Annotated in this window: 18 protein-coding genes; 9 read left to right on the top strand and 9 right to left on the bottom strand. The window is 71.4% G+C overall.

The annotated features are described in order from the left end of the window. Positions 1–49: 49 nt before the first annotated feature. Positions 50–235 (bottom strand): hypothetical protein, encoded by a 186-nt coding sequence (locus AAFN69_RS25755; protein WP_347731307.1) that lies wholly within the window; start codon positions 233–235, stop codon positions 50–52. Between the two features lie 977 nt (positions 236–1,212). On the opposite strand from AAFN69_RS25755, the gene AAFN69_RS25750 reads away from it, so the two are divergent. From AAFN69_RS25750 to AAFN69_RS25715, 8 genes are all read left to right on the top strand, one after another. Continuing rightward, positions 1,213–5,073 carry a nitrate- and nitrite sensing domain-containing protein gene (locus AAFN69_RS25750; protein WP_347731138.1) on the top strand — a complete coding sequence of 1,287 codons (3,861 nt, stop codon included), beginning with the start codon at positions 1,213–1,215 and terminating at the stop codon, positions 5,071–5,073. A 9-nt stretch (positions 5,074–5,082) separates the two neighbouring features. After that, positions 5,083–5,496, top strand: coding sequence for a roadblock/LC7 domain-containing protein (locus AAFN69_RS25745; RefSeq protein ID WP_347731294.1), 414 nt, complete (start codon positions 5,083–5,085; stop codon positions 5,494–5,496). 198 nt (positions 5,497–5,694) lie between these two features. Beyond that, complete coding sequence (locus tag AAFN69_RS25740) at positions 5,695–6,096, top strand: DUF742 domain-containing protein (protein WP_347731137.1); 402 nt, start codon at positions 5,695–5,697, stop codon at positions 6,094–6,096. Then, on the top strand, positions 6,077–6,661 hold the full coding sequence (locus AAFN69_RS25735) for an ATP/GTP-binding protein (protein ID WP_347731135.1): 585 nt from the start codon (positions 6,077–6,079) through the stop codon (positions 6,659–6,661). Before AAFN69_RS25740 ends, AAFN69_RS25735 begins: the two co-directional genes overlap by 20 nt. A gap of 354 nt (positions 6,662–7,015) precedes the next feature. Then, positions 7,016–10,204: a nitrate- and nitrite sensing domain-containing protein gene (locus tag AAFN69_RS25730; RefSeq protein ID WP_347731134.1), complete on the top strand. Its 3,189-nt coding sequence runs from the start codon at positions 7,016–7,018 to the stop codon at positions 10,202–10,204. A 10-nt stretch (positions 10,205–10,214) separates the two neighbouring features. Next, the gene (locus tag AAFN69_RS25725) at positions 10,215–10,628 is read left to right on the top strand and encodes a roadblock/LC7 domain-containing protein (protein ID WP_347731293.1); all 414 of its coding nucleotides are present in this window, start codon (positions 10,215–10,217) and stop codon (positions 10,626–10,628) included. Positions 10,629–10,723: 95 nt separating this feature from the next. Further along, positions 10,724–11,317 (top strand): DUF742 domain-containing protein, encoded by a 594-nt coding sequence (locus AAFN69_RS25720; protein WP_347731133.1) that lies wholly within the window; start codon positions 10,724–10,726, stop codon positions 11,315–11,317. Further along, the gene (locus AAFN69_RS25715) at positions 11,298–11,879 is read left to right on the top strand and encodes an ATP/GTP-binding protein (protein ID WP_050791473.1); all 582 of its coding nucleotides are present in this window, start codon (positions 11,298–11,300) and stop codon (positions 11,877–11,879) included. Before AAFN69_RS25720 ends, AAFN69_RS25715 begins: the two co-directional genes overlap by 20 nt. Positions 11,880–12,421: 542 nt before the next feature. Here AAFN69_RS25715 and AAFN69_RS25710 read toward each other — a convergent pair. The 5 genes from AAFN69_RS25710 to AAFN69_RS25690 all read right to left on the bottom strand — a co-directional run bounded on the left by AAFN69_RS25710 (position 12,422) and on the right by AAFN69_RS25690 (position 18,880). Then, positions 12,422–12,622, bottom strand: a complete 201-nt coding sequence (locus AAFN69_RS25710; RefSeq protein ID WP_347731132.1) for an acyl-CoA carboxylase epsilon subunit — start codon at positions 12,620–12,622, stop codon at positions 12,422–12,424. A gap of 31 nt (positions 12,623–12,653) precedes the next feature. Continuing rightward, positions 12,654–14,237: an acyl-CoA carboxylase subunit beta gene (locus tag AAFN69_RS25705; RefSeq protein ID WP_347731131.1), complete on the bottom strand. Its 1,584-nt coding sequence runs from the start codon at positions 14,235–14,237 to the stop codon at positions 12,654–12,656. Positions 14,238–14,391: 154 nt separating this feature from the next. Then, positions 14,392–16,713 (bottom strand): polysaccharide lyase 8 family protein, encoded by a 2,322-nt coding sequence (locus tag AAFN69_RS25700; RefSeq protein WP_347731292.1) that lies wholly within the window; start codon positions 16,711–16,713, stop codon positions 14,392–14,394. Positions 16,714–16,979: 266 nt separating this feature from the next. Continuing rightward, positions 16,980–17,732 (bottom strand): PAS domain-containing protein, encoded by a 753-nt coding sequence (locus AAFN69_RS25695; protein WP_347731130.1) that lies wholly within the window; start codon positions 17,730–17,732, stop codon positions 16,980–16,982. Further along, on the bottom strand, positions 17,729–18,880 hold the full coding sequence (locus AAFN69_RS25690) for a pyridoxal-phosphate dependent enzyme (protein WP_347731129.1): 1,152 nt from the start codon (positions 18,878–18,880) through the stop codon (positions 17,729–17,731). The genes AAFN69_RS25695 and AAFN69_RS25690 overlap by 4 nt, the downstream gene beginning before the upstream one ends. Before the next feature lie 151 nt (positions 18,881–19,031). Between AAFN69_RS25690 and AAFN69_RS25685 the strand changes: the two genes are divergently transcribed. Beyond that, positions 19,032–19,637: a YceI family protein gene (locus AAFN69_RS25685; RefSeq protein ID WP_347731128.1), complete on the top strand. Its 606-nt coding sequence runs from the start codon at positions 19,032–19,034 to the stop codon at positions 19,635–19,637. 127 nt (positions 19,638–19,764) lie between these two features. Here AAFN69_RS25685 and AAFN69_RS25680 read toward each other — a convergent pair whose 3' ends face one another. The 3 genes from AAFN69_RS25680 to AAFN69_RS25670 form a co-directional block, all read right to left on the bottom strand. Beyond that, entirely contained in the window at positions 19,765–21,228 is a 1,464-nt protein-coding gene (locus tag AAFN69_RS25680) for a hypothetical protein (protein ID WP_347731127.1), read from the bottom strand. Between the two features lie 66 nt (positions 21,229–21,294). Then, complete coding sequence (gene cimA / locus AAFN69_RS25675; RefSeq protein WP_347731126.1) at positions 21,295–22,932, bottom strand: citramalate synthase; 1,638 nt, start codon at positions 22,930–22,932, stop codon at positions 21,295–21,297. A 1,403-nt stretch (positions 22,933–24,335) separates the two neighbouring features. Then, positions 24,336–25,682 carry an MFS transporter gene (locus AAFN69_RS25670; RefSeq protein ID WP_347731124.1) on the bottom strand — a complete coding sequence of 449 codons (1,347 nt, stop codon included), beginning with the start codon at positions 25,680–25,682 and terminating at the stop codon, positions 24,336–24,338. Positions 25,683–25,785 lie beyond the last annotated feature (103 nt).

Below are 25,785 nucleotides of genomic sequence, written 5' to 3'. Positions count from 1 at the left end.
CGCGCGACGGCCGGCGGCGGCCCCGGGGGTGCCGGGGCGCTCGGCGGTGCTACGAGGCGGGGGCGTCCATCAGGACCGTGCGGCGGGGGTTCGCCGTCTGGGCGGGGAGATCGAGCGAGTGCTCCGGCCGCTCCGGCACCTGGAGCTGTTCGGCGTCCTCGAGATGGGCGAGGGTGGTGCGCCGGGGGTTCGCTATGGTGCGGAGCGTCATGGTGGTCTTCATCGTCGTATGCATCAGGGCGTTCCGACCTTATCGGGGTACGGCCGCTCGGGGAGGGCGGCGGTTGACAGGATGGCCAATGCTGTAAAGCGCCAGGCTAAACATCGGATTACCCGGAAATCCGCTCGACAGCCGATGCCCGACGTGTGAGTTTGCTCACGAATTGCGCGACATTTCAGCCATTTCGGACTGCCCACTGACCCCCAGGAATCGGACATTGGTCGCTGAAGCAATCATTCCGCTCCTGACCGTGGCGACTGGGACAGTGCCCACCGGTCGCGAACCGGCAGGGATATGCCCGATTCCTCCCCGAACTGGATCTACGCGCGGTGATTCGCCGCTCACACCGCGTCATCCAGGTCACAGCACGGTACACGGCTCTTGTTGGAGATCCGGCACTGTGCTGGAATTCCCGCACCGCCGCGGTTTCAGTCCGGCGCGCAAGGGCGCAACGCTGCGCCGAGCGGCGGCGGGAAAGGGGGAGCAGCGCCGGTCACTCCAGACCACCACCGAGGCGCTCACCGCGCCTCAATCAACGCCGACACCGTCACTCCGTAGCCATACGGAGGACGCCTGGTCCAGAGGTTGCGACGCTAGTGCAGGGACGTTTCAAGAGGGATGGCAGCGCTGCGGCCGAACAGGAGCCGCGCGGCGGGACCGACCGCGGCTCCTCGCCCCAGCACACCCAGAACCAGGGACCGGCATCGGCCGGCGACAGCGGTGAACGTGCCGCTCGCCCCGGCGCGGCCCCGCTCCCCGGAGGTCCGAGGTCCGCCTCGGCTCCTTCCGGAGGTCCGGGCGGTCCCGGCGGCCCGGGTGGCCAGGGTGGCTCCGGCGGTCCGGGCGGACAGGGCGGCTCCGGCGGGCAGAACGGCCCGGGTGCGCCGAACGGACCCGGTGGTCCGGGCGGTGCCGGCGGTCCGGCGAGCCCTGCGGCCGACACCCCCAAGGCCCTCCCCAGAGCCAAGAAACCGTCGGACACCGGCTCCCGCATGGCGCTGCGCAACTGGCGCATCAGCACCCGCCTCGTCTCGCTGCTGACCCTCCCCGTCGTCGCGGCGACGGCGCTGGGCGGTCTGCGCATCAACGAGTCCCTGGAACGGATGCAGCAGCTCGACCACATGGAGCTGCTCACCGACATGACCCGGGAGGCGACCAAGCTCGCGATCGCCCTCCAGAACGAGCGCGACCTCACCGCCGGTCCGCTCGCCAACAAGGTCCCGGTCGGCGACTTCAAGATCACCGACCACCGGCAGAAGACGGACCGGGCGAAGACGGCCTTCCTCGACACGACCCGCGACATCCCCAATACGGATGACGAGGACTCGCTCGAGTCGATCCGCGCCAACGCCAACGGCATCGCCAACCAGCTGAGCACCCTGGGCGCCATCCGCAAGGAGGCGTACGAGGCCGACCACATCAGCTCGCTGACGGTGGACAGCTACCACCGCCTGATCCAGTCGCTGCTGAGCCTCTCCCAGGACATGGCGCAGGCGACCAGCAACCCGGACATGATCAAGCGCACCCGGGCGCTGGCGGCCTTCTCCTCCGCCAAGGAGTACGCCTCCATGCAGCGGGCGATCATCGCCGCCGCGCTGCCCGGCGGCGCCGGTTCGAAGGGGCCCGGCCTCCAGGAGCCCGACCGCCGGTACGGCGAGGCGCAGCTGAAGAACGGCGAGCACGAGCTCCGCCGGTTCAAGCAGATCTACACCTCGTCCGGCGGCAACCCGGAGCTGACCTCCGAGCTGGACAGCAACAACCCGACGATCGCCGCCGCGGAGGAGTTCGCCAATCTGGCCCTCGGCCAGGAGAACGGGCTCGCCAAGCGCGAACAGCGTTCCTATCTGGACTGGACCGACGACTACGGCGTCCGCATCACCACGATGCAGACCATCGAGGCCACCCTCCTCGGCGAGATGGAGACCAAGGCGCGGGAGCTCCGGGAGGAGTCCCAGCAGGACGCGATCATCAACGGTGCGCTGATCCTGATCGTCCTCGGCGTCTCCCTCGTCGGCGCCTTCGTGGTGGCCCGCTCCATGATCCGCTCGCTGCGCCGGCTCCAGGACACGGCCACCAAGGTCGCCCAGGAACGCCTGCCCGAGCTGGTCAAGCAGCTCTCCGAGTCGGACCCGCAGGATGTCGACACCTCCGTCGAGTCGGTCGGTGTGCACTCCCGGGACGAGATCGGCAAGGTGGCCGCGGCCTTCGACGACGTGCACCGCGAGGCGGTCCGCCTCGCCGCCGAGCAGGCGCTGCTGCGGGGCAACGTCAACGCGATGTTCACCAACCTCTCGCGCCGCAGCCAGGGCCTCATCCAGCGGCAGCTCTCGCTCATCTCCGAGCTGGAGTCCCGCGAGGCCGACCCGGACCAGCTCTCCTCGCTCTTCAAGCTCGACCACCTCGCGACCCGTATGCGCCGGAACGGCGAGAACCTCCTCGTCCTCGCCGGTGAGGAGCCGGGCCGCCGCTGGACCCGCCCCGTCCCGCTGGTCGACGTGCTCCGCGCCGCCGCCTCCGAGGTGGAGCAGTACGAGCGGATCGAACTCTCCGCCGTCCCCGCGACCGAGGTCGCCGGCCGGGTCGTCAACGACCTCGTGCACCTCCTCGCCGAGCTGCTGGAGAACGCCACCTCGTTCTCCTCCCCGCAGACCAAGGTCAAGGTCACCGGTCACGCCCTGCCCGACGGGCGGGTGCTGGTCGAGATCCACGACACCGGTATCGGCCTCTCCCCGGAGGACCTGGCCGCGATCAACGAGCGGCTGGCGTCGCCGCCCACCGTGGACGTCTCGGTCTCGCGCCGCATGGGTCTGTTCGTGGTCGGCCGTCTGTCGCTGCGGCACGGCATCCGGATCCAGCTCCGTCCCTCCGACTCCGGCGGTACGACGGCACTCGTCATGCTCCCGGTCGATGTCGCCCAGGGCGGCCGCAAGGCACCCGCCGGGCCCGGCGCGGCGGGTATGCCGCCGGGCGTCCAGCCCCCCGCGGGCGCGGCCGGCCGGCCGGCCGGTCCCGGCGGCCCCGGTGCCGCTCCGCTCGGCCCGGGCGCCCAGCCGCGCGGCCAGGTCGGCGCGGGTCCCGGCGGACAGCGCGCCGCGCTGCCGAGCCGTGACGGCGCCCCCTCCCAGGGCGGCCGGACGGGCGGCGGTCTCGCCGGCGCCTTCGGCAACCGCGGTGCGGCGAGCGCACCCACCGCTGACCGCGCCAACCAGCTGCCCCCGTCGGGCGGCCCGCGTCCCGAGCTGCCCGGTGGCGGCTCGCAGCGTCCGCAGAGCCCCGGCTGGGCCGGCGAGCAGCAGGACCGGCGTCCGGTCGACGCGCCGCGCGGTCACGAGGAGACGGAGAACGCGCACGGCCCGGCCGCGACGGCGGAATTCGCCCGTCCCGACTTCGGCAAGCCCGCGCCCCAGGCGGGCGGGCCCGCGACCGAGCAGTTCCCCCGCCCGGACTTCGACGGCCCCCGTCCCGGCTTCGACGCCGGCTCCGCCCCCGCGGCGGGGCAGGCTCCCGCGGACGGTACGCACCAGGGCCAGGGCACGCACTCCGGCCAGTACGGTCCGCCCGGCGGCCAGGGGCAGCAGGGTCAGGGGCAGCAGGGCCAGTTCGTCCGCCCGGATGTCTTCGGACCGCCGGCCTCCGCCGGTTCGCCCGGCCGGCCGGTGCCCGGTCAGGGCGGCTACCAGGACCAGAACCCGGCCGACACCGGCCAGTTCCAGCGGCCCGGCCGGCAGGACCAGGACTCCGCGCAGGCGGACCGGGACCGGCGGCCCGACCACCAGGACCAGTCAACCGGCGGACTCCCCGTCCGGGCCGACTACCAGCAGAACCCGGCCGACACCGGCCAGTTCCGCCAGCCCGGATACCAGGACCGGAACTCCGGCCAGTTCCAGCAGCCCGGATACCAGGACCCCAACTCGGGTCAGTACCCGCAGCCCGGATACCAGGACCAGAACTCCGGCGAGTACCGGCAGCCCGGTTTCCACGACCCCAACTCGGGTCAGTACCCGCAGCCCGGATACCAGGACCGGAACCCGGCCGACACCGGCCAGTTCCAGCGGCCCGGCCGGCAGGACCAGGACTCCGCGCAGGCGGACCGGGACCGGCGGCCCGACCACCAGGACCAGTCGACCGGCGGACTCCCCGTCCGGGCCGACTACCAGCAGAACCCGGCCGACACCGGCCAGTTCCGCCGGCCCGACCACCAGGACCCGGCGACGGGGCAGTTCCCGAGGCCCGACCTCGGTGCCCCGCAGCCCCCCGCCCCCGGACAGGCACCCGCCCCGCGCGGGTACGAGGGGCAGCAGCCCGCCCTGCCGGCGCAGTCGCAGCCCGAGGCGCTGCCGCACGCCGGTCCGGGAGACGGCCGCACTCCCCTGTTCGACACCCTGGAGACGGACTGGTTCCACACCCAGGGCAGGGGCCGGGCGCCTCAGCCCGGCCGGCCCGACGAGACCTCCGCGCCGTCCGGGGCCAGTGCCCCGCCGGCCGAGCGTCCGGCACAGCCATCGCTGCCGCAGGGCGGTCCGTCCGAACAGACGGGCGGCCAGGACACCAGCGGCAGCGGCTGGCGCACCTCCCCCAATGACGAGCTGGTGCGCCAGGCCGAGCGGGTGCGCAAGCCCGCCGCGGGCGGCGTCACCACTTCAGGTCTCCCGCGCCGGGTACCGCGTGCCAATCTGGTCGCGGGCACGGCACAGGAGCAGAGCACCCAGAGCGGTCCGCAGGTATCCCGAGCGCCGGACGACGTTCGTGGCCGGCTGACCAACCTCCGCCGTGGCATTCAGCAGGGCCGTCAGCAGAACAGCTCGACGACCGGCAGCTTCAACCTCGGCCCCAATCACCCGCAGGAGCGTTAGTTGAGCCCGATGAGCCAGGCGGCGCAGAATCTGAACTGGTTGATCACCAATTTCGTGGACAACACCCCCGGGGTGTCCCACACTGTGGTGGTCTCCGCCGACGGACTCCTGCTGGCGATGTCCGAAGGATTCCCGCGCGACCGCGCCGATCAGCTGGCGGCCGTCGCCTCCGGCCTGACGTCGCTGACCGCGGGAGCCTCCCGGATTTTCGAAGGCGGTCCGGTCAGTCAGACCGTGGTGGAGATGGAGCGCGGCTTCCTCTTCCTGATGTGCATTTCCGACGGCTCCTCACTGGCCGTGCTGGCGCACCCCGAGTGCGACATCGGCCTCGTCGGATATGAGATGGCCCTTCTGGTGGACCGGGCGGGCGGGGTCCTGACCCCGGACCTCCGGGCCGAGCTCCAGGGAAGTCTCCTCCATTGATCCAGCGGACCCGGCTGCTCCAGCCGATCCGGCCGAACGAACCGCTCCGGCGGCCCGGACCGATCCAGCGGTCCGGGCCGGCCCCGAACCCCATCCGATAGCGCGCCAATCGCGCCGTCACCGTCAGGTCGCCCAACCGGCCCCCACCGGCCCGCTCCGACGGCACGCCGACCACTTGCTGTCCCGCCCGGAGGACTCATGACCCCGCCACCCGCCTCTCACGATCCGTACGGCAGTCAAGCCGACTACGGTTACGAGGGCGACCAGCCGCTGGTGCGTCCGTACGCCATGACCGGCGGCCGGACCCGGCCCCGCTACCAGCTCGCCATCGAGGCGCTGGTCAGCACCACGGCCGACCCAGCGCTCCTCGCCGGGCTGCTCCCCGAGCACCAGCGGATCTGCCACCTGTGCCGTGAGGTCAAGTCGGTGGCGGAGGTCTCGGCCCTGCTGTCCATGCCGCTCGGTGTGGCCCGGATCCTCGTGGCCGACCTGGCCGAGGCGGGCATGGTGGCGATCCACCAGCCGGGCAACGGAGATGCCGGCGGCACGCCGGATGTGACACTGCTCGAAAGGGTGCTCAGTGGACTTCGCAAGCTCTAGCGGCGGTTCGGCTGCCCGGTCGACCACCAGCGCGAAGATCGTGGTGGCGGGCGGATTCGGCGTGGGCAAGACCACGTTCGTCGGCGCCGTCTCGGAGATCAACCCGCTGCGTACCGAAGCCGTCATGACGTCCGCGTCCGCCGGCATCGACGACCTCACGCACACGGGCGACAAAACCACCACCACGGTGGCCATGGACTTCGGCCGAATCACCCTCGACCAGGACCTCATCCTCTACCTGTTCGGCACCCCCGGACAGGACCGCTTCTGGTTCATGTGGGACGACCTCGTACGCGGCGCCATCGGCGCCGTCGTCCTCGTCGACACCCGACGCCTCGCCGACTGCTTCCCCGCCGTCGACTACTTCGAGAACAGCGGCCTCCCCTTCGTCATCGCCCTCAACGGCTTCGACGGACACCAGCCCTACAACCCCGAAGAAGTACGCGAAGCACTCCAGATCGGCCCCGACACCCCCATCATCACCACCGACGCACGCCACCGCGCCGACGCCAAAAGCGCCCTCATCACCCTCGTCGAACACGCACTCATGGCACGGCTCAAGTAGCCCTGTGCCCAAGTAGACGATGAAGTACGGCAGTTGTCGTACTTATGCATGGGCGGACTGTGTCCTTTGACACGGTCCGCCCATGCTTTCATAACGTTTCGACAGAGAATTGAACCCGCCCGGACACCCGATGCATACGGCCGGTACCGCTGCGCTCACATATTCATCGGCATTTGAAAGGGCTCGCTCTTTATGCCCGTTTTATCTGCCGACGCGATCCCATGGAATGGCTGATTCCAACTGTTTGGAACGTACCCGCTCCACATGCTGAAATTCGATTGAACTCCCGAGTAGTACGGCTCCGAACGAAACACGGCACACCGCAGGTGCCGGTGCCGAGAGGTTGTTGGTCGAGTGAGGCGAAGCATGACGGGCTCCGCAGAGCAGCAGGCACGGGGCAATTTCACCCCGCCGCCGCCGCGCGCCGCGGCATCGCCTGTGGACGAGCCGGGACCACCGCCTCCGCCGGCCGCCCCCCAGAAGGCCGCCGGCAGGTTCTCGCCGCGCAACTGGCGGGTCCAGACCCGGCTCAACGCCATTCTGCTGATTCCCGTGGCCGTCGGTCTGGTCATGGGCGGTTTCCAGGTCAAGGGCTCGATCGACACCTGGAGCGAGGCCCAGGACGCCGAGCGGACCGCGCTGATCGTGCGCGCCGCCGCCGAATACGGACAGGCGCTGCTCAATGAGCGCGACATCACCGCGCAGCCGCTGCTCAGCGCCACCAGCGAGGCCGACCGCGAGGCCGAGTCCGTGCAGAGCGCCTACGCGGTCACCGACGCGGCGAAGAAGAAGTTCGACGAGGCCGTGCGGGAGCTGCCCGCGGGACAGGGGCTGGAACGCCGCCTGACGCTCTTCCGCGAGGAGGAGCCGGGCCTCGCCAAACTCCGCGAGGCCGCTTACACCACCAGTCTCGACCCGGTCGCCACCGAAGAGGGTTACGTACAGGTACAGCACACGCTCATGGAGTTCTCCAATGAGCTGGGACTGGGCACCGGAAATATCACCAGCTACGGCCGCATGGTCTATGCCATTCAGCTCGCGAAGGCCGCCGAATCGCTTCAGCGCTCCATTGGCATGCACCTGCTGGTGCGGCCGAGCAAGAAGCCGGATGTCTTCAGCAAGCAGACCATCGCCTTCAACTCCTACAACTACCTCGAACAGATCGCCATTGCCGAGTTCGTCTCCGGCGGCACCAAATCCGACACGGACCGGCTCCAGGCGGCGCTGGCCACCCGGGCGGCGAGCAGCGCCAAGAAGCTCCAGGCCGCCGGGCTCGCGCCGCCCGAGGAGAAGAACTCCCTCTTCACCGGGATGGCGCTCCGGATCGGCACCGGCGCCGAACCGTCCGAGCTGCGGAAGGAGGACATCACCCCGGAGACCTGGATGGCGGTGTCCACCGCCCAGTTCGACGCGTACAGCGAAATCGAGACGGATCTCGTCGACCGCGCGGTGAACGAGGCGTCCTCCATCGCGAGCGACGCCCGGCGCGACGCCTTCGTCAACGGCCTGATCACCGTGATCGCCCTGCTCGTGGCCTTCGCCCTGGCCGGCGCCGTGGCCCGGCAGATGAGCCGCTCGATGCAGCGGCTGCGCACCGCCGCCTTCCAGATCGCCGAGCAGCGGCTGCCGATGCTGGTCGACCAGCTCTCCCGGACCGAGCCCGGCCGGGTCGACACCCGGGTGCGGCCGATCCCGATCGACACCCAGGACGAGATCGGCGAGGTCGCCCGCGCCTTCGACCAGGTCCACCGGGAAGCGGTCCGGCTCGCCGCCGAGCAGGCCATGCTCCGGGGCAATGTCAACGCGATCTTCACCAATCTCTCCCGCCGCAACCAGTCCCTCATCGAGGGTCAGCTCACCCTGATCAGCGATCTGGAGAACAACGAGGCCGACCCGGACCAGCTCTCCTCGCTCTTCCGGCTGGACCATCTGGCCACCCGGATGCGCCGCAACGGCGAGAACCTCCTCGTCCTCGCCGGTGAGGAGCCCGGACGCCGCTGGAACCAGCCGGTCCCGCTGGTGGACGTGCTCCGCGCGGCCTCCTCCGAGGTGGAGCAGTACGAGCGGATCGAGCTCAGCGGCGTACCGGAGACGGAGATCCACGGCCAGTCCGTGACCGACCTGGTCCATCTCCTCGCGGAGCTGCTGGAGAACGCCACGGCCTTCTCCTCGCCGCAGACCAGGGTCCGGGTGACCGCCACCCGGCTGCCCGACGGCCGGCTCATGATCGAGATCCACGACAAGGGCATCGGCCTGACCGCCGAGGACTTCGCCGACATCAACAACAAGCTGGCCAACCCGCCGACCGTGGACGCCGCCGTCTCGCAGCGGATGGGCCTCTTCGTGGTCGGCCGGCTCTCCGACCGGCACGGCATCCGGGTCCAGCTGCGCCCCTCGGGCGAGCAGGCGGGCACCACCTCACTGGTGATGCTCCCGGAGCGGATCACCCACGGCGGCGGCGGCGAACCGCTGCCGGCGGACGACTTCACCGTCTCCCAGATCATCCCCGAGCAGAAGCCGTACAACGAGACACCGATCCTCACCGCGGCGGACCTCGGCTTCGACGACTCCCGGTACGACCAGCCCGCGGGCGGCGCGCCCAAGCTCGACCCGGTGGGCCGCTCACTGAAGCGCGAGGAGCGCAGGGCGGCCCTGGAGGCGCAGTCCCCGGACGCCGGGGGCACTCCGTACCACCAGGAGCAGCCGTACGCGCCGGCGCCGCAGCCGCAGGCGTACGCGCCCGATCACACCGGCCAGGAGTACTCCCCCGAGTACTCCCCGGGCACCGGCGGGGACCAGGGTTACGCCCCGGCCCCGCAGCAGCCCCACGACCCGCTCACCGGCGGTTACGGGGACGGGAGCTGGGCGGGGTCCCCGTCGCATCCCTCCCCCGCGCCGTACGACGCACAGCCCCCGCAGGGCGACTGGACCGACCGGGCCGCGTACCCCAGCGCCTTCGACACCGGTTTCCGGACCGAACCCGACTCCGGCCCGATGATCTCCGGGACCCCCGCGGAGAGCTCCGAGCGCGTAGGCTTCGACCGTCCGGGGCCGTCCTCGGGCAGCAGTCACGAGCTGACCGACGCGGGTCTGCCGCGGCGCGGCAGCCAGAAGGCCCAGCAGGACCGGCAGCAGCCCCAGCAGCAGTGGCAGCAGCCCGCCGAACAGGCCCCTCCGGCACCGCAGGGCGCCGGGGCCGAGGCGGCCGGCACCGAGGACCACAGCGCGGAGTCCAGGGACTGGCGCTCGGCCAACGACGAGCGCTGGCACCGGGCGGAGAAGCTCCGTGAGCCGAAGGCGGGCGGGGTCACCTCCTCCGGCCTCCCGCGGCGGGTCCCGAAGGCCAACCTCATCGAGGGCACCGCGGAGCAGACCCCCCAGCGGGGCCCCCAGATCTCCCGCGCCCCCGAGGACGTACGCGGCAGGCTGAGCAATCTGCGCCGCGGGGTCCAGCGGGGACGCAGCGCGGGAACGGACACGAACGGACCGGCCACTTACGATCACCACGGTGGTCCGGGCACTACCTACAACCAGGAGCGTTAGTGTGAGCCCGATGAGCCAGGCGGCGCAGAATCTGAACTGGTTGATCACCAACTTCGTGGACAACACCCCCGGGGTGTCCCACACCGTGGTGGTCTCCGCCGACGGACTCCTGCTGGCGATGTCCGAAGGATTCCCGCGCGACCGCGCCGATCAGCTGGCGGCCGTCGCCTCCGGCCTGACGTCGCTGACCGCGGGAGCCTCCCGGATCTTCGAGGGCGGCGCCGTGAACCAGACGGTGGTGGAGATGGAGCGCGGCTTCCTCTTCCTCATGGCCATCTCCGACGGCTCCTCACTGGCCGTACTCGCACACCCGGAGGCCGATATCGGTCTGGTCGGATATGAGATGGCCCTGCTCGTGGACAGGGCCGGAAATGTCCTGACTCCCGACCTCCGCGCGGAACTTCAGGGCAGTCTTCTCAACTAACTGGCAGACAGTGCCTTTCACGCCAACGCACCATAGGGTGCGGTGGCGCGGCTCCACAGGGACAGGAACCGGCACTGGCAGTCGGAGGAGGAAACGTGGCAACACCCCCGGGCGGACGCCCCTATGACGGCGGTGCTCATCGGCTGCCGGACGAGCACTCCCGCAACCGCTACGGCTTTCCTCCGTCCTCCGGCGGACGGGGCGATCACCGGCCCCCGCAGCAGCCACCGCCCGATCAACGGCACTATGATCGACAGCGCTACGATCAGGGTTACGATCAGCACTACGACCAGCAACAGCCGTACCAGCAACGGCGAGCGCCGGAGCCTCCCCATCACCAGAACGCCCACAATCCCCTGGTGCGTCCGTACGCCATGACCGGCGGCCGGACCCGGCCCCGCTACCAGCTCGCCATCGAAGCACTGGTCAGCACCACGGCAGATCCGTCAAGGCTGCAAGGGCAGTTGCCCGAGCACCAGCGGATCTGCCGCCTGTGCATCGAGATCAAATCCGTCGCGGAGATCTCGGCGCTCCTCCATATCCCCCTCGGCGTTGCCCGGATCCTCGTCGCCGACCTGGCCGAGGCCGGACTTGTCGCCATCCACCAGCCCGGCGGCGACGAGGCCGCCGGCGGCCAGCCAGATGTGACACTGCTCGAAAGGGTGCTCAGTGGACTTCGCAAGCTCTAGCGGCGGTGCAGCCCGCTCAACCACCAGCGCGAAGATCGTGGTGGCGGGCGGATTCGGCGTGGGCAAGACCACGTTCGTCGGCGCCGTCTCGGAGATCAACCCGCTGCGTACCGAAGCCGTCATGACGTCCGCGTCCGCCGGCATCGACGACCTCACGCACACGGGCGACAAAACCACCACCACGGTGGCCATGGACTTCGGCCGAATCACCCTCGACCAGGACCTCATCCTCTACCTGTTCGGCACCCCCGGACAGGACCGCTTCTGGTTCATGTGGGACGACCTCGTACGCGGCGCCATCGGCGCCGTCGTCCTCGTCGACACCCGACGCCTCGCCGACTGCTTCCCCGCCGTCGACTACTTCGAGAACAGCGGCCTCCCCTTCGTCATCGCCCTCAACGGCTTCGACGGACACCAGCCCTACAACCCCGAAGAAGTACGCGAAGCACTCCAGATCGGCCCCGACACCCCCATCATCACCACCGACGCACGCCACCGCGCCGACGCCAAAAGCGCCCTCATCACCCTCGTCGAACACGCACTCATGGCACGACTCCGCTAGCGTCCGTACCCGCCCGCGCGGGGAGTTGATGCCCGGCCCTTGCGCTGCCCTCGGGGTGTGCGCGGGGGCCGCGCGTGTCTGTGCCCCTGTCCTCGGGCGCCGGACGGTCCGCGGGGGTGCGGGTGCCGGTACGCGCGCCCCGGTGGCCGGTGCGGGTCCGTCCTCAAACGCCGGACGGGCTGGAGGAGTGCGGGGGGCTGCGCTCGGATCAGCCGGCGGGGTGCGATCAGGCCCTTCCAGGGGTTGGAGAAGGGCGCGTTGTCTGTGGCGCCGGAGCAGCCGGCAGAGGGCTCGGGCGCCATCAGGACCGGCCGAGGCGGGCCGGGGGTCCGTGGTGGCGGATCGGCCGGCAGACGGCGGGGGCGCGCGCCGTCAAGCCCGTCCGGCGATTGAGGACGGACCCGCACCGGCCACCGGGGCACGCGGGCGCACCGGGCTCGGGACCGCCGCCCTCACCCCGCCCCGCGACCGCGCAAAACGCGCGCGGCCCCGGCACACGAGGTGTGCAGGGGCACGCGCGGAGGCGATCGGCGAGAGAGGGGTCAGCCCTGCCAGCTGTGGGACGGCTGGAAGCCGCGCTGGCGCTCCAGGCGGCGCCAGCCCGCCGCCGAGGAGGCGTTCCGGGCGTCCGCGTCCGGCTTGGCGGCCGCACGCGCCAGCAGCACCGCGGTGAGCGCCGCGAGCTCCTCCGGCTCGCAGGTGCCCTTCTCGACGCGCAGCAGAGATGAGTCGGTCGTCGTCATGAGTGATCAGGCTCCGTTTTCTCCGCAGAGGTCACTGCGGGGGGTTGCCGTGCTTGCGCGACGGCAGGTCGGCGTGTTTGGTACGGAGCATCGCGAGCGACGCGATCAGCACCTCACGCGTCTCCGCGGGGTCGATGACGTCATCGACCAGGCCCCGCTCGGCCGCGTAGTACGGATGCATGAGCTCCGACTTGTACTCCTTGACCATGCGCGTACGCATGGCCTCGGGGTCCTCGGCCTCGGCGATCTGCTTGCGGAAGATGACATTGGCGGCACCCTCGGCACCCATCACCGCGATCTCGTTGGTCGGCCAGGCGTAGGTGAGGTCCGCGCCGATGGACTGCGAGTCCATGACGATGTAGGCCCCGCCGTACGCCTTGCGCAGGATCAGCGAGATCCTCGGCACGGTGGCGTTGCAGTACGCGTAGAGCAGCTTCGCTCCGTGCCGGATGATTCCACCGTGCTCCTGGTCCACACCCGGAAGGAAGCCGGGTACGTCCAAAAGAGTGATGATGGGGATGTTGAAGGCGTCACACATCTGGACGAATCGGGCTGCCTTCTCCGACGCCTCGATGTCCAGGACGCCCGCCAGCGACTGGGGCTGGTTGGCCACGATGCCCACGACCTGGCCGTCGAGCCGGGCGAGCGCGCAGATGATGTTCCGCGCCCACCGCTCGTGGATCTCCAGGTAGTCGCCCTCGTCGACCAGCTCCTCGATGACCTTGTGCATGTCGTACGGACGGTTGCCGTCCGCGGGCACCAGGTCGAGGAGAACGTCCGAGCGGCGGTCCGCCGGGTCGTCCGATGCGGTGGTGGGCGGGTTCTCGCGGTTGTTCTGGGGGAGCATCGCCAGCAGGTAGCGGACCTCGGCGATGCAGGTCTCCTCGTCGTCGTACGCGAAGTGCGCGACGCCCGAGGTCTCCGCGTGCACATCGGCGCCGCCGAGGCCGTTCTGGGTGATCTCCTCGCCCGTCACCGCCTTGACGACATCGGGCCCGGTGATGAACATCTGCGAGGTCTCGCGGACCATGAAGACGAAGTCGGTGAGGGCCGGCGAGTACGCCGCGCCGCCCGCGCACGGGCCGAGCATGACCGAGATCTGCGGGATGACACCCGAGGCGCGGGTGTTGCGCTGGAAGATCCCGCCGTAGCCGGCGAGCGCCGAGACGCCCTCCTGGATACGGGCGCCCGCGCCGTCGTTCAGCGACACCAGCGGTGCGCCGGCCGAGATCGCCATGTCCATGATTTTGTGGATCTTGGTGGCGTGCGCCTCGCCCAGCGCGCCGCCGAAGATCCGGAAGTCGTGGGCGTAGACGAAGACGGTCCGCCCCTCGACGGTGCCCCAGCCGGTGATCACGCCATCGGTGTAGGGCTTCTTCGACTCCAGGCCGAACCCGGTCGCGCGGTGCCTGCGAAGCTGCTCGACCTCGCGGAAGGAGCCCGGGTCGACCAGCAGGTCGATCCGCTCTCGCGCGGTCAGCTTGCCCTTGGCATGCTGCGCCTCGGTCGCCCGGTCACTCGGCCCGCGCCGGGCCCGGTCCCGCAGCTCATGCAGTTCCGCCACGCGCCCTCGGGCGTCGCTGGGCTCGCCGACGATCTCGTCCACAACGGTCATGTATCGACCCTACGGATCCCGCGAAGAATTCCACCCCGTTGACTCCGTACAGTCTCGTGACCTTATCCCTGTGGGCCTCTGACAGAAGTGGGCCGCGTTGTACGCCAACCACCAGCTCGGGACCACTGATCTTTGTGGAGGTTCCATAAGTGGTTCACTTCAGGGTCACTTCGCAGCCATGGCTGAGTCCGGCGGTTCCACCGTTCAGCCGCAGCCGCAGCCGGGGGCCGGCCTCCAGTACCTCGACGGCCGGATCGTGGGCGGTCACCCCGCGCACGGGGTGGTGCCAGTGGATCTCCAGTGGCTCCCCGGTCCGCAGGGGATCACTGAGATGAACCGTGGCGGTGCGATGGGGCCGATCGGGTGATTCCGGGCGGTCCGTACCGCCGGTGCGGCGCACCAGTACGCTCGCCGGCGCGCTCGCACGGAGCGGGCCCACCGTACCCGCCCGCCAGAAGTTCGCCGCGAGCAGTCCCGGGGAGGGCACCGAGACCGCCTGCGCCGCGTCGCTGTTCGCCAGGACGGCGGGGGCACCGCCGAGGGCGGCCAGGGCCGCGGCCCTGGTGCGGCGCCGGCTCGCGCCCGGCAGCAGCAGATAGACGTACGAGGCGTCCCGGGGATCGGTGCCGTGGTCGAACCAGAGGGTCTGGTAGCGCCGGGTGACCCGGTCCGGGGCGCCGCCGGTGTTGATGTCGCGCCAGGCGCCCGTGCGGTCCTCCCGCAGGGTGCGCAGCCGCCGGGTGCCATGGGGGAAGACCCAGCCGCCATGGCCCTCCAGATGGGCCCAGCCGGGCCCGCTGGTGAAGACGGCGCCGCCGTCGCCGCCCAGATTCCGGTTGTCCACGACGGTCTCCACCGGGACCCCGTCCGAGCAGCTGATTCCCGCGCCGAGGCAGATCACCGCGTCATCGGCGCAGAACCACGATTTGCGGGCGCGGAGGGTGGAGCCGAGGCCGAGGAGATGCTGGCCGATCGCCGCGTACATCCCGTCGGTCGCCCCGCCCACCCAGTCCGCGGCGGGTCTCGGGGCGCCCCACTCGCCGCCCTCCCGGTCGGCGAGCCGCTTGGTGGAGACGGTGGTACCGGGGAGCCGGTAGGGGTCGGCCGTGGGCCAGAACCAGTCGGTGTACTGGTCTCCCCCGTTGTCGGAGGGCCACCAGGAGAGCATTCCGGCACCGGTGTGCCAGCCGCGCGGATTCTCGCCGTTTCCGCATTCGTACGCCGCGATCCGGCGCGAGGACATCGCGATGCCGGCGGTCCAGCCGGGGCGGCGGTGCACGGCGCGGTCCATGGCGGCGAAGAGCCGGTGTCCGGCGGGTGCGGGTACGGGGGGCGCGGGAGAGGCGGCGATGGTGTGCAGCCGGGCGAGGTCGGCCACCGCGAACTGCGGATCGGCCAGGAGCGGATCGGTGGTGTCCCGGGCCGTCCAGTCCTTGATCCGGCCGTGCCAGCGGGTGCGTTCGGCGGGGCTCGCCCCCTGGGCGAGCAGGGCGATGGCGGCGATCACGGCATGGCCGTGGTGGTGGTCGCCGCGCATGATCCGCTGCTCGTCGCCGGCGAGCAGGCCCCGGCTGACGGCGCGGCCGTTGACGCTGTCCATCATCAGCCCGTTGTGGATCAGCGGGGCGAAGCTGTGTTCGACACTGTCCAGGATGATCTGCCGGGCGGGGTCGGTGACCTCCCAGGGCGATCCGGCGAGCAGGGCGAAGAGCCGTCCGAGGCCGTCCAGCAGAACCTGTCCGTAGGTCCCGGTGTAGGCGACCCAGGTGTGCTGGACGAATGAGCCGTCGGCATGGAATCCGTCGCCCTCGGTGACCCGGGGGAAGACGGGCGAGAGAGCGTCCCGGGCGAGGGCGAGCCGACCGGGGTCGCGGCCGATGATGCCGCGCAGGGCCACGGAACGGCACAGGTCGACCCGGTTGGCCCCGGTGGAGACGCCGCTGTAGGAGGTGAGGAGGGTGTCGGGGATGAAGTGGTCGACGGCGGCGCAGGCGGCGGCGCGGCGGTCGGGGGTGAGGTGGTCGTGGAGTACGGCGACGGTGTCCATCAGGAGGCGGGGGCTGCCGATCCGCCATTCCCACCAGTTTCCGTGCGGAACCGTGCCGGGGTGGTAGAAGCGTGCCGCGAGATGGTCGAGCCCCCGCACGGTGTCGGCGAGCAGCCCGGGAGCGGCGTCCGGATCCCGGGCGTACGCCTGGGCCATGGTCCAGAGCCTGCGATGGCTCCGGGTGATGGCGGCGGGCGGGGCGGGCGCGGCGCAGGGGAGGTCGGGCCAGAGCCCGCCGGCGGTGGGGGCCATCGCGGCGCGGAAGCCGGCGGCGAGCCGGGCGGTCCCGGCGATCCGGCCGGCGTACGGCTCGGCGGCGGGGTCGAATCCGGTGCCGAGGGTGATGTCGAGCCAGCGGAGCCGGAGGGTGTCGTACGGATCGGCGCGTACGCCCCCGGCCGCGGCGGGGGCGGGGGCGGGGGTGAGCAGGGCGAGCCCGGCGGCCCCGCCGGCGGTCAGGAAGGCGCGGCGGGAGCGGGCGGGGGGCTCGGGCGGATGGGACACGACGGCCTCCGTGACGACGGAAGGGTGCGCACTCCGGCGCGGTCCTGGCCGGCGCGCCGTCCGGATGGAGACGGTCCGGCACGCCGTCGGGCTCGGTCCGGTCCTGTCCGGCACGGCCTCCGGCGGGGTCCGGTCTAGCACGCCGTCCGGCGCTGTTCAACGGGCCCCGACCGGGTGGCGGAAAAGCTCCCTCACTCCCCCGGGGCGCGGCGCAGATCGCCGTAGACGGTGGCCCGGGAGACGCCGAGCAGTCCGGCGAGCGTCCGCACGGCATGTTTGACCTGGAGAAATCCCTCTCGCTCCAGCTCCCGGACCAGTTCGCCGCGGGCTGTGGCCGACAGGGCGTGCGGCTGGGTTCCGCGGGCCGCCGCGTACGCGGCGACGGCGGCGTTCAGCCCGTCCGCGGTCCGGGCCCGAAGGGTTTCGGCGAGCGGGCGGCCGTCGGCTGCCGGGGGTTCGCAGGTGCGGGTGAGGCGGTCGACGGCGCCGGCGATGCCGGTGAGAAGGGAGAGGTCGAGGTTGAGGCAGAGGGCGGCGACATAGGTGCCCCGGCTGTTCCTGATGCCGATGGAGGTGGATTTCGCCGGGCGGCCGTCGGGGAAGCGGTTGGGGTAGTTCTGGAGGATGTCCGGATAGCCGGGGTCCTGGATCCGGGCGAGGCCGAGTTCGGTGGCGGGCTCACCGGCGGTGCGGCCGGAGAGATTGTTCTCGATCGCCCGGAGGGAGTGGCCGGGGTCGCGCAGATCGTGCAGCACCACCTCGCAGAGGCCGGGGAACATCCGGCCGACGGCCGTCACGATCTTCTCGGCCTCCCGGATGAGGAGTTCGTCCTCCGGCAGTCCGGACGGGCCCGGGGGCGGACCGGCGGGCGGGCCGACCGGCGGTCCGCCGGGCGGGCCGGTTCCGGGGGCGCCGGGGGTGCCGGTTCCGGGGGCGCCGCTCATGCCGTCCCCTCCCCGATCAGGTGCTCCATCGCCGCCGCGGCCTTCAGCCCGGAGCCGGTGAGCACGACCACGGTCCGCTCTCCGGGGCGGATGGCGCCGCGTGCCGCGAAGACGCCGATCGCCGCGGCGGCGGTGGCGCTGGTGGGTTCGGTGTACAGCCCCTTCGCGGCCAGGCCGCGCACGGCGGCGGCGATGTCCGCCTCCGGGATGGCCGCCATGTCACCGCCCGAGCGCCGGATCGCCCGCAGCACCTCGGGCAGGCGCACGGGCCGCCGGATGGCGGTGCCCTCCGCGATGGTGGGCGCGGCCTCGAAGGGGACCCCGGTCTCGGCCCCGGCGCGGAAGCTCGCGTACAGCGGTGCGCAGTTGGCGGGCTGGGCGACCAGCAGCCGGGGCAGGCGGTCGATCTGCCCGGCGGCGAGGAGCTCGGAGAAGCCCAGGTCGCAGCCGAGGACGGTGCTGCCGGCGCCGGCCACGGTCACCACGCTGTCGGGTGCGGTGAAGCCGAGATCCTCCCAGATCTCGTAGGCGAGGGTCTTGGTGCCCTGGAGAAAGAAGGGGTGCCAGTTGTGACCGGCGTAGTGGGTGTGCGCGGACTGGCGCACTGCCTCGGCGGCGGTGGCCTCCCGGTCGCCGGGCACCAGCCGGACCTCCGCTCCGTACGCCCGGGTCTGGAGGATCTTCGCGGACGAGGTGGACTCGGGCACGAGGATCCGGGCGCGGATCCCGGCGGCGGCGCAGTAGGCGGAGACGGAGGAGCCGCCGTTGCCGGAGCTGTCCTCGATGATCTCGGTGACACCGCGCTGGGCCAGGAAGGACACCATCACGCTGCTGCCCCGGTCCTTGAAGCTGCCGGTGGGGCTGAACCACTCGGCCTTGACCGAGACCGGGATGCCGTCCCAGCTCAGGTCGAGGAGCGGGGTGCAGCCCTCGCCGAGGGAGACCGGGCGGTCGATGGGCACGGGCAGTGCCGCCCGGTACCGCCAGAGGGAGCGGGTGCCGCTGTCGATGTCGTCGCGGCTGATGCCCGGCAGCGGGGTCACCGACAGCGGGGCGCCGCTCTCCGCTCGCCAGCGGAGATCGGCGAGCGGGTAGCTGCGGCCGGAGCGTTCGTCCAGATAGCGGGGTTCGCCGGTGCGGGAATCCATGTTTGACAATCTGTCCAGCTCTGGACGTTCTGTCAAGACACCGAAGAAGTTGAATGTTGAACGGAATAGGGTTAGAGTCGTCCTCGTTGAAGTTGAAGCTTCAACAACAGCACGGCACCCCGCCGCACGCCGTACCCCGAAGGAGAGCGTCATGGGTATCTTCAACCGCAAGTCCGACACCGCCACCGCGACCGTCCCCGCCGCCGTCGACCCGGCGCTCGCCGCGCTGACCGGCGACTACACCATCGACCCGGCCCACAGCAGCATCGGCTTCACGGTCCGCCACGCCATGGTCACCAATGTGCGCGGCTCCTTCACCGATCACGAGGGCACGCTGAGCCTCAACGGCGAGAACCCGGCCGACTCCAAGGCGGCGATCGATGTGCGGATCGAGTCCATCGACACCGGAATCGCGGACCGTGACGGCCATCTCCGCAGCGGCGACTTCTTCGACACCGCGCAGTTCCCGCTGATGAGCTTCCGCTCCACCCACGCCGAACAGCTCGGCGGCGACCTGTACCGCGTCACCGGCGATCTGACGATCAAGGACGTGACCCGCCCGCTCTCGATCGACCTGGAGTTCAACGGCGCCGCGAAGGACGTCTACGGCAATGAGCGCATCGGCTTCGAGGGCAGCGCGCAGATCCTGCGCTCCGACTGGGGCCTGACCTGGAACGCGGCGCTGGAGACCGGCGGTGTGATGGTCAGCGACAAGGTGAAGCTGAACTTCGACATCTCCGCCATCAAGTCCGCCTGACCTCTCCGCCCCCGTGCCGCCGCGCGGCACCCCCAGAGCGCGCCCGCCCTGCCGTCCCCCCACGGCACGGGCGGGCGCTCTGCTGTGCCCGCCCGCACTCCGCCGTCCCCGTGATCGCGATGACGGGTCAGAACCCGCCACCGCCGCCGAAATCCCCACCGCCGCCGAAGTCCCCGCCGCCTCCCCAGTCGCCACCGCCACCGCCGCCGAAGTCGGAGGAGTCGAAGTCGGCACCCGACTGATCTCCCCCGCCGAAGTCGCCGCCGCCGTACTCCGAGGCGTACGCCGGGGTCGCCAGCATGGAGCCGAGCACCGTGCCGACCAGCAGACCGGGAAGGAGCCCGCCGCCGAAGTAACCGCCCGCCCAGGGGCCGTACGCCGGGCCGGCCTCCCAGTAGGGGCGGCGGCCCGCGTCGGTGTCGACCGTACGGGCCAGGGGGTCCTCGCCGTCGTCCAGCCGGGCCGCGTCCGCCGCGCAGACCGGGACCTCGCGGGGGATGCCGCCGGCCGACGGCGTCCAGGAGCGGTCGGCGACGGACGGGCCGTGGCGCGGGTCGAAGAAGCAGGGGGCGCGGCGCTCCGGGAGCGGGGCGCCGGAGCGGCGGGCGGCGAGGGTGGCCAGGCTGAACCGGCCGTTCTCCAGGGCCTCGGTGACCGGCCGGACATCGGAGGGGTGCCCGGCGGCGCCCATCCGGGACTTGGCCGTGTCGTACGCGTCCAGCGCCCGCTCGTAGTCGGCGCGCATGGCGTCGTCCGCGCCCTTCTCCGCCGGGTGGAAGTCCAGCCGGTCCAGCTCCTCGCCGAAGGCGGTGATGTCCTCGTCCACGACCACCCGCAGCTTGTCGAGCGCGGCCCGCTCCTCCGCCGCCCTCCGGCGGCGCCTGCGGTGCACGACGGTGTACGCGCCCGCGCCGCCGACCGCCACCAGTGCGCCCAGCGTGATCAGGGCGCCGGTGTTCTTGCCACCGCCGCCGCCGGCCCCCCAGGAGGCGGGGGCGCTGCCGCGCATCTGGGGCAGTGCCTGGTCGGCGAAGTTGTTCAGCTGGGTCGCCGCGTCCGCGCCGGGCGGGGTGCGGACGGCGGTGACGAGGTTCCGCACCGCCCGGTCGGAGAGCACGCTCGCGTCCGCGCCGGCGTTGAAGCGGTCGCCGAGCCGGATCGCGTACAGGCCGGTGATCCCGGTCTCGGTGCGGATGACGCGCAGCACGGTGTCCGGGGCGAACTCGGGGGCGGCGGGGAGTACGGCGATGAAGAGCGGCTTGTCCGCGTCCCTGATCTTGTCCGCGAGGGCGTCCGCGTCGGCGCGGGAGAGCTGTCCGGCGGCGCGCGGATCGACATGGACGGGCCCCTTCTTCAGGGCCGCCGCGACGGCGGCGGGCCCGGTGGGGTCGGCCGCGGCGGGTACGTCCGCGCCGGGTGCGTCCGCGCCGGGTGCGGCGGGTGCGGTGACGGCGGGCGGTCTCCCCGTGCCGCCCGCCACGGCGTCGGCCCGCGCTCCCGGGGCCGCCGCGACGGCGGTCACCGGGAGCATCAGCAGCAGGCCGGACAGTACGGAGAAGACCCTCGTCGTCCGGGTCGGCCCGGTAGTCATAACTCCGACGCTACCCGAAAGCGGACTTTCCGGACGGATACCGGGACGGGCGGGCCCTCCCGGGGGTTACTCGGCGGGGTCCACCCCGGCGCGGAGCAGCCCGTAGGTGTACGCGTCCTCCAGCGCCTCCCACGACGCGGCGATCACATTCGCCCCGACCCCGACCGTCGACCACTCCCCCTCGCCGTCACCGGTGGTGATCAGCACCCGGGTGGTGGACTCGGTGCCGTGGCGGCCCTCCAGGATGCGCACTTTGTAGTCGACCAGCTCCAGCTTGGCCAGCGGCGGGTAGATCCTCTCCAGTCCGACCCGCATCGCCCGGTCCAGGGCGTTGACCGGGCCGTTGCCCTCCGCGGTGGCCACGATCCGCTCACCCTTGGCCCACAGCTTCACCGTGGCCTCATTGGCGTGGCTGCCGTCGGGGCGGTCCTCGACGATGGCCCGCCAGGACTCGGTCCGGAAGTACCGCCGGGCCCGGCCCTCCGCCTCGGCGCGCAGCAGCAGCTCGAAGGAGGCGTCGGCCGCCTCGTAGGTGTACCCCTTGAGCTCGCGCTCCTTGACCCGCTCGACCACCCGTCCGACGAGCTCCCGGTCGCCGCCGAGCTCGATGCCGAGCTCCCGCCCCTTCAGCTCGATGGAGGCCCGGCCGGCCATGTCGGAGACGAGCATCCGCATGGTGTTGCCGACCCGCTCGGGGTCGATGTGCTGGTACAGATCGGGATCGACCTTGATCGCCGAGGCGTGCAGGCCCGCCTTGTGGGCGAAGGCGGAAACCCCCACATAGGGCTGGTGGGTCGAGGGCGTCAGATTGACGACCTCCGCGATGGCATGCGAGATCCGGGTCATCTCGGCGAGCGCGCCCGGCGGCAGCACCCGCTTGTCGTACTTCAGCTCCAGCGCGGCGACGACGGGGAAGAGGTTGGCGTTTCCGACCCGCTCCCCGTAGCCGTTGGCGGTGCACTGCACATGGGTCGCGCCCGCGTCGACGGCGGCGAGGGTGTTGGCGACCGCGCAGCCCGTGTCGTCCTGGGCGTGGATGCCGAGCCGGGCCCCGGTGTCGGCGAGCACGGTGGAGACCACGGCCTGGATCTGCGCGGGCAGCATCCCGCCGTTGGTGTCGCAGAGCACGACGACATCGGCCCCGGCCTCCGCGGCGGTGCGGACGACCGCCTTGGCGTACGCGGGGTTGGCGCGGTAGCCGTCGAAGAAGTGCTCACAGTCGACGAAGACCCTGCGTCCCTGCGCGCGCAGATGGGAGACGGTGTCGCGGACCATCTCCAGGTTCTCGTCCAGCGTGGTGCGCAGAGCCAGCTCGACATGCCGGTCATGCGACTTGGCGACCAGCGTGATGACCGGCGCGCCGGAGTCGAGCAACGCCTTGACCTGCGGGTCCTCGGCCGCGGTCGCGCCGGGGCGGCGGGTGGCGCCGAAGGCCACGAGCTGGGCGTTCCGGAAGGTGATCTCCTGCTGGGCGCGGGAGAAGAACTCGGTGTCCCGGGGGTTGGCACCGGGCCAGCCGCCCTCGATGAAGGCCACGCCGAAGTCGTCGAGATGCCGGGCGATGGTCAGCTTGTCGGCGACCGTCAGATTGATGCCCTCGCGCTGGGCACCGTCGCGGAGCGTCGTGTCGAAGACATGAAAACTGTCGTCGACGGGGTGGCCGAGGTCGGCGGCCGTGCCCGATTCCGTGGGCTGAGTGGTCATGGCTGTGGTGACTCCTGTCGGGTGAGTGGCTCCCGGAATTTCTGGCTCCACTTGCCCCCATTTTCGCGTGCGGTCCGTTCTCGGCCGGAGTGGGGCCGTAAAACGAAAAAACCCCTCGCGGGTGCGAGAGGTCTGCGCGCGGGTCTGGGGCACGGTGGCCGCGTCGTACGGGTGGTACGAGGCGGTCACTGCGGACCGGCGCGCCTGCTGCCGATAATCATGGCGAACGAAAGCACGCTGGCAGTGTGCCATACGCCTGCGGCGGGCGGGCGGGTGATCTCACCATGCGGGCGCGTGTCGCCTTCCGGGGCCCCGCCCGGGGTGGGCGCCGCCTCAATCGCCGGCGGGGCTTGGGTGTGCGGGTTGCCTGTTTCCCCGGGCCGGGTGCTTGTTGGTGCGGGTTGGGTGCCGCTCCGGTTCGGTACTGGGGCTGCATGATTTACGGCGCGCGCACCCGGTCTTGTTTTGTTCACTCGGGTTTGCGCCACAAATCACGCTTGATGCCCCAGTACCGCTCCTGCGCGTCCCCCTCTTCCGCGAGTGACCCCAGTGCGTGATGACAGTGCTTTCGCCGTCCGTGCGTTCCGAGTCGGTTTCACAGGGCGGGGAACCCGGGTCCGGAAGGTCACCCGTGGGTGGGTGGGTGATGGGCGTCAGAGTGGGCGGGTGCTTCTGGGCGGGCGCTCCCGCACCGGAAACAGGCGGCTTGCGATCGGGGGCCGCTTATCGGGCGACGCCCGCGTGAGGGGGTGTGCAGGGTCGTCCCCGGAAGAGCCGGCGGCAATACCCGGGTGCACAGGACAAGCGGGCCGGTTTCCGCCGGCTCTGAGGAGTCGAGCCCGGAGGACCCCCGGGCCGCCACGGAACAAGGCGCCCCGCTCCGTACCAACAGCACCAAAACCAAGCCCCGCCGGCGATTGAGGCGCCGGGTCCAGGGCGGAGCCCCGGGAAAGCACCCGCACCACGGACAACACAGGGCACGAGGCGCACAAGAAGAGCCCCGCACCCGGGACCCAGATCGACACGAGCGAGGACGCGACACCGCCCACGCACCGACCCGCACCCGCGAACGAGGGCGAGCAAAACCAAGCCTCGCTGGGGGTACCTCCCAGGCGAAGCTCTGGGGGAGATTGAGGCGCCGGGTCCAGGGCGGAGCCCCGGAAGAGCACCCGCACCCCCGGGCGACCCGAACGACGCGGGCGAGGACGCGACACTGCCCATGCACCCGCCCGCACTGGCGAACAAGAGCAGCAAATTCAGCCCCGCCGGAGGCAGCCGCGCCGGGTCCGGGGCGGAGCCCCGGGAAAGGGCCCGCACCACGGGCGACCCGAACGACGCGGGCGAGGACGCGACACCGCCCACACACCAACCCGCACCCGCATCACGGGCGAGGGCGCGGAAACTCAGCCCCGCCGGCGATTGAGGCGCGGGGTCCGGGGCAGCGCCCCGGCGAGGGGGGCCCGCGGCTGCGGGGGCGGGCCGACCCGGTTGAGGTCGATGTCGCGGGTCTCCCGCATCGTGAGGTAGACGATCAGGGAGACCGCCGCGCACCCCGCCACGTACCAGTAGAAGCCGGACTCGATCCCCGAGTCCTTGAACCAGAGGGCCACATACTCCGCCGTGCCCCCGAAGAGCGCGTTGGCGATGGCGTACGGGAGGGCGACACCCAGTGCGCGGACCCCGGTGGGGAACAGCTCCGCCTTCACGCAGGCGTTGATGGAGGTGTAGCCGGTGATCACGACCAGGGCGAGCAGCGAGAGCCCGAACGCGGGCCAGAAGGAGCCCGCGTGCCGGAGCAGCGTCATGATCGGGACGGTGAGGAAGGTGGAGCCGAGCGCGAAGGTGATCAGGAGCGGCCGGCGGCCGATCCGGTCGGAGAGGCGGCCAGCGAACGGCTGGAGGCAGGCGAAGACGATCAGCGCGCAGAAGGAGACGAGCGTCGCGGTCTCCTTGGGCAGCCCGGCCGAGTTGGAGAGGTACTTGGTGAGGTAGGTCGTATAGGTGTAGTACGCGACGGTCCCGCCCATGGTCAGCGCGATGACCAGGAACGCCTCCCGCTTGTGGGCCAGCAGCGCCTTGATGGTGCCGCGCTCCCCGGTGGGGGTGTCGCCGCCGGACTCGTCGTACACCTCCGTCTCCATCATGTTGCGGCGGAGATAGAAGACGACCGCCGCCCCGAGCGCGCCGATGATGAAGGGGATGCGCCAGCCCCAACTGTGCAGTGCCGCGTCGGACATGGTCCGCTGGAGGATGATCTGGAGCCCGAGGCCAAGGATCTGACCAGCCGTCATGGAGACGTACTGGAAGCTGGAGGCGAAGCCCCGGTGTTCGGGTGCGGAGACCTCGGTGAGATAGGTCGCGCTGGCGGCGTACTCCCCGCCGACGGAGAGGCCCTGGAGGAGGCGGGCGACGAGGAGGACGGCCGCGCCGCCGTATCCGGCGACCGCGTAGGTGGGGGCGACGGCGATGAGGAGCGCGGAGGCCGACATCAGGGTGACGGTGAGGGTGAGCGCCGTCTTGCGGCCCCTGCGGTCGGCGACCCGGCCGAGCAGCCAGCCGCCGACGGGGCGCATCAGGAAGCCGACGGCGAAGATGCCGGCCGTGTTCATGAGCTTGGCGGTGTCATTGCCCTCAGGGAAGAACGCGCCGGCGAAGTAGGTGGCGAAGCTGGCGTACACAAACCAGTCGAACCACTCGACCATGTTGCCCGCGGAACCGACCCAGATCTTCTTCCAGTGATCTCGTCCCATGGTGGGCCACCGTGCCGGAGCCGTTCGGAGGGCGGCAAGGCATGCCGCGGCAACGATCGGGAGTACTTGCGTGCGTTGCGTTCCCCTGGTGGTCAGGGGTGGG

The sequence above is a fragment of the Streptomyces sp. CAU 1734 genome (assembly GCF_039888735.1).
Taxonomy (GTDB): domain Bacteria; phylum Actinomycetota; class Actinomycetes; order Streptomycetales; family Streptomycetaceae; genus Streptomyces.
The sequence above is the reverse complement of the archived record's forward strand: the minus strand, read 5'-3'. Positions and strand labels throughout refer to the sequence as shown.

Coding starts and splice junctions, on each gene's coding strand:
- AAFN69_RS25670 (WP_347731124.1), bottom strand. CDS start 25,682: ATGGGACGAGATCACTGGAAGAAGATCTGGGTCGGTTCCGCGGGCAAC.
- AAFN69_RS25705 (WP_347731131.1), bottom strand. CDS start 14,237: ATGACCGTTGTGGACGAGATCGTCGGCGAGCCCAGCGACGCCCGAGGG.
- cimA (WP_347731126.1), bottom strand. CDS start 22,932: ATGACCACTCAGCCCACGGAATCGGGCACGGCCGCCGACCTCGGCCAC.
- AAFN69_RS25745 (WP_347731294.1), top strand. CDS start 5,083: ATGAGCCAGGCGGCGCAGAATCTGAACTGGTTGATCACCAATTTCGTG.
- AAFN69_RS25710 (WP_347731132.1), bottom strand. CDS start 12,622: ATGACGACGACCGACTCATCTCTGCTGCGCGTCGAGAAGGGCACCTGC.
- AAFN69_RS25755 (WP_347731307.1), bottom strand. CDS start 235: ATGCATACGACGATGAAGACCACCATGACGCTCCGCACCATAGCGAAC.
- AAFN69_RS25740 (WP_347731137.1), top strand. CDS start 5,695: ATGACCCCGCCACCCGCCTCTCACGATCCGTACGGCAGTCAAGCCGAC.
- AAFN69_RS25725 (WP_347731293.1), top strand. CDS start 10,215: ATGAGCCAGGCGGCGCAGAATCTGAACTGGTTGATCACCAACTTCGTG.
- AAFN69_RS25685 (WP_347731128.1), top strand. CDS start 19,032: ATGGGTATCTTCAACCGCAAGTCCGACACCGCCACCGCGACCGTCCCC.
- AAFN69_RS25680 (WP_347731127.1), bottom strand. CDS start 21,228: ATGACTACCGGGCCGACCCGGACGACGAGGGTCTTCTCCGTACTGTCC.
- AAFN69_RS25750 (WP_347731138.1), top strand. CDS start 1,213: ATGGCGCTGCGCAACTGGCGCATCAGCACCCGCCTCGTCTCGCTGCTG.
- AAFN69_RS25695 (WP_347731130.1), bottom strand. CDS start 17,732: ATGAGCGGCGCCCCCGGAACCGGCACCCCCGGCGCCCCCGGAACCGGC.
- AAFN69_RS25690 (WP_347731129.1), bottom strand. CDS start 18,880: ATGGATTCCCGCACCGGCGAACCCCGCTATCTGGACGAACGCTCCGGC.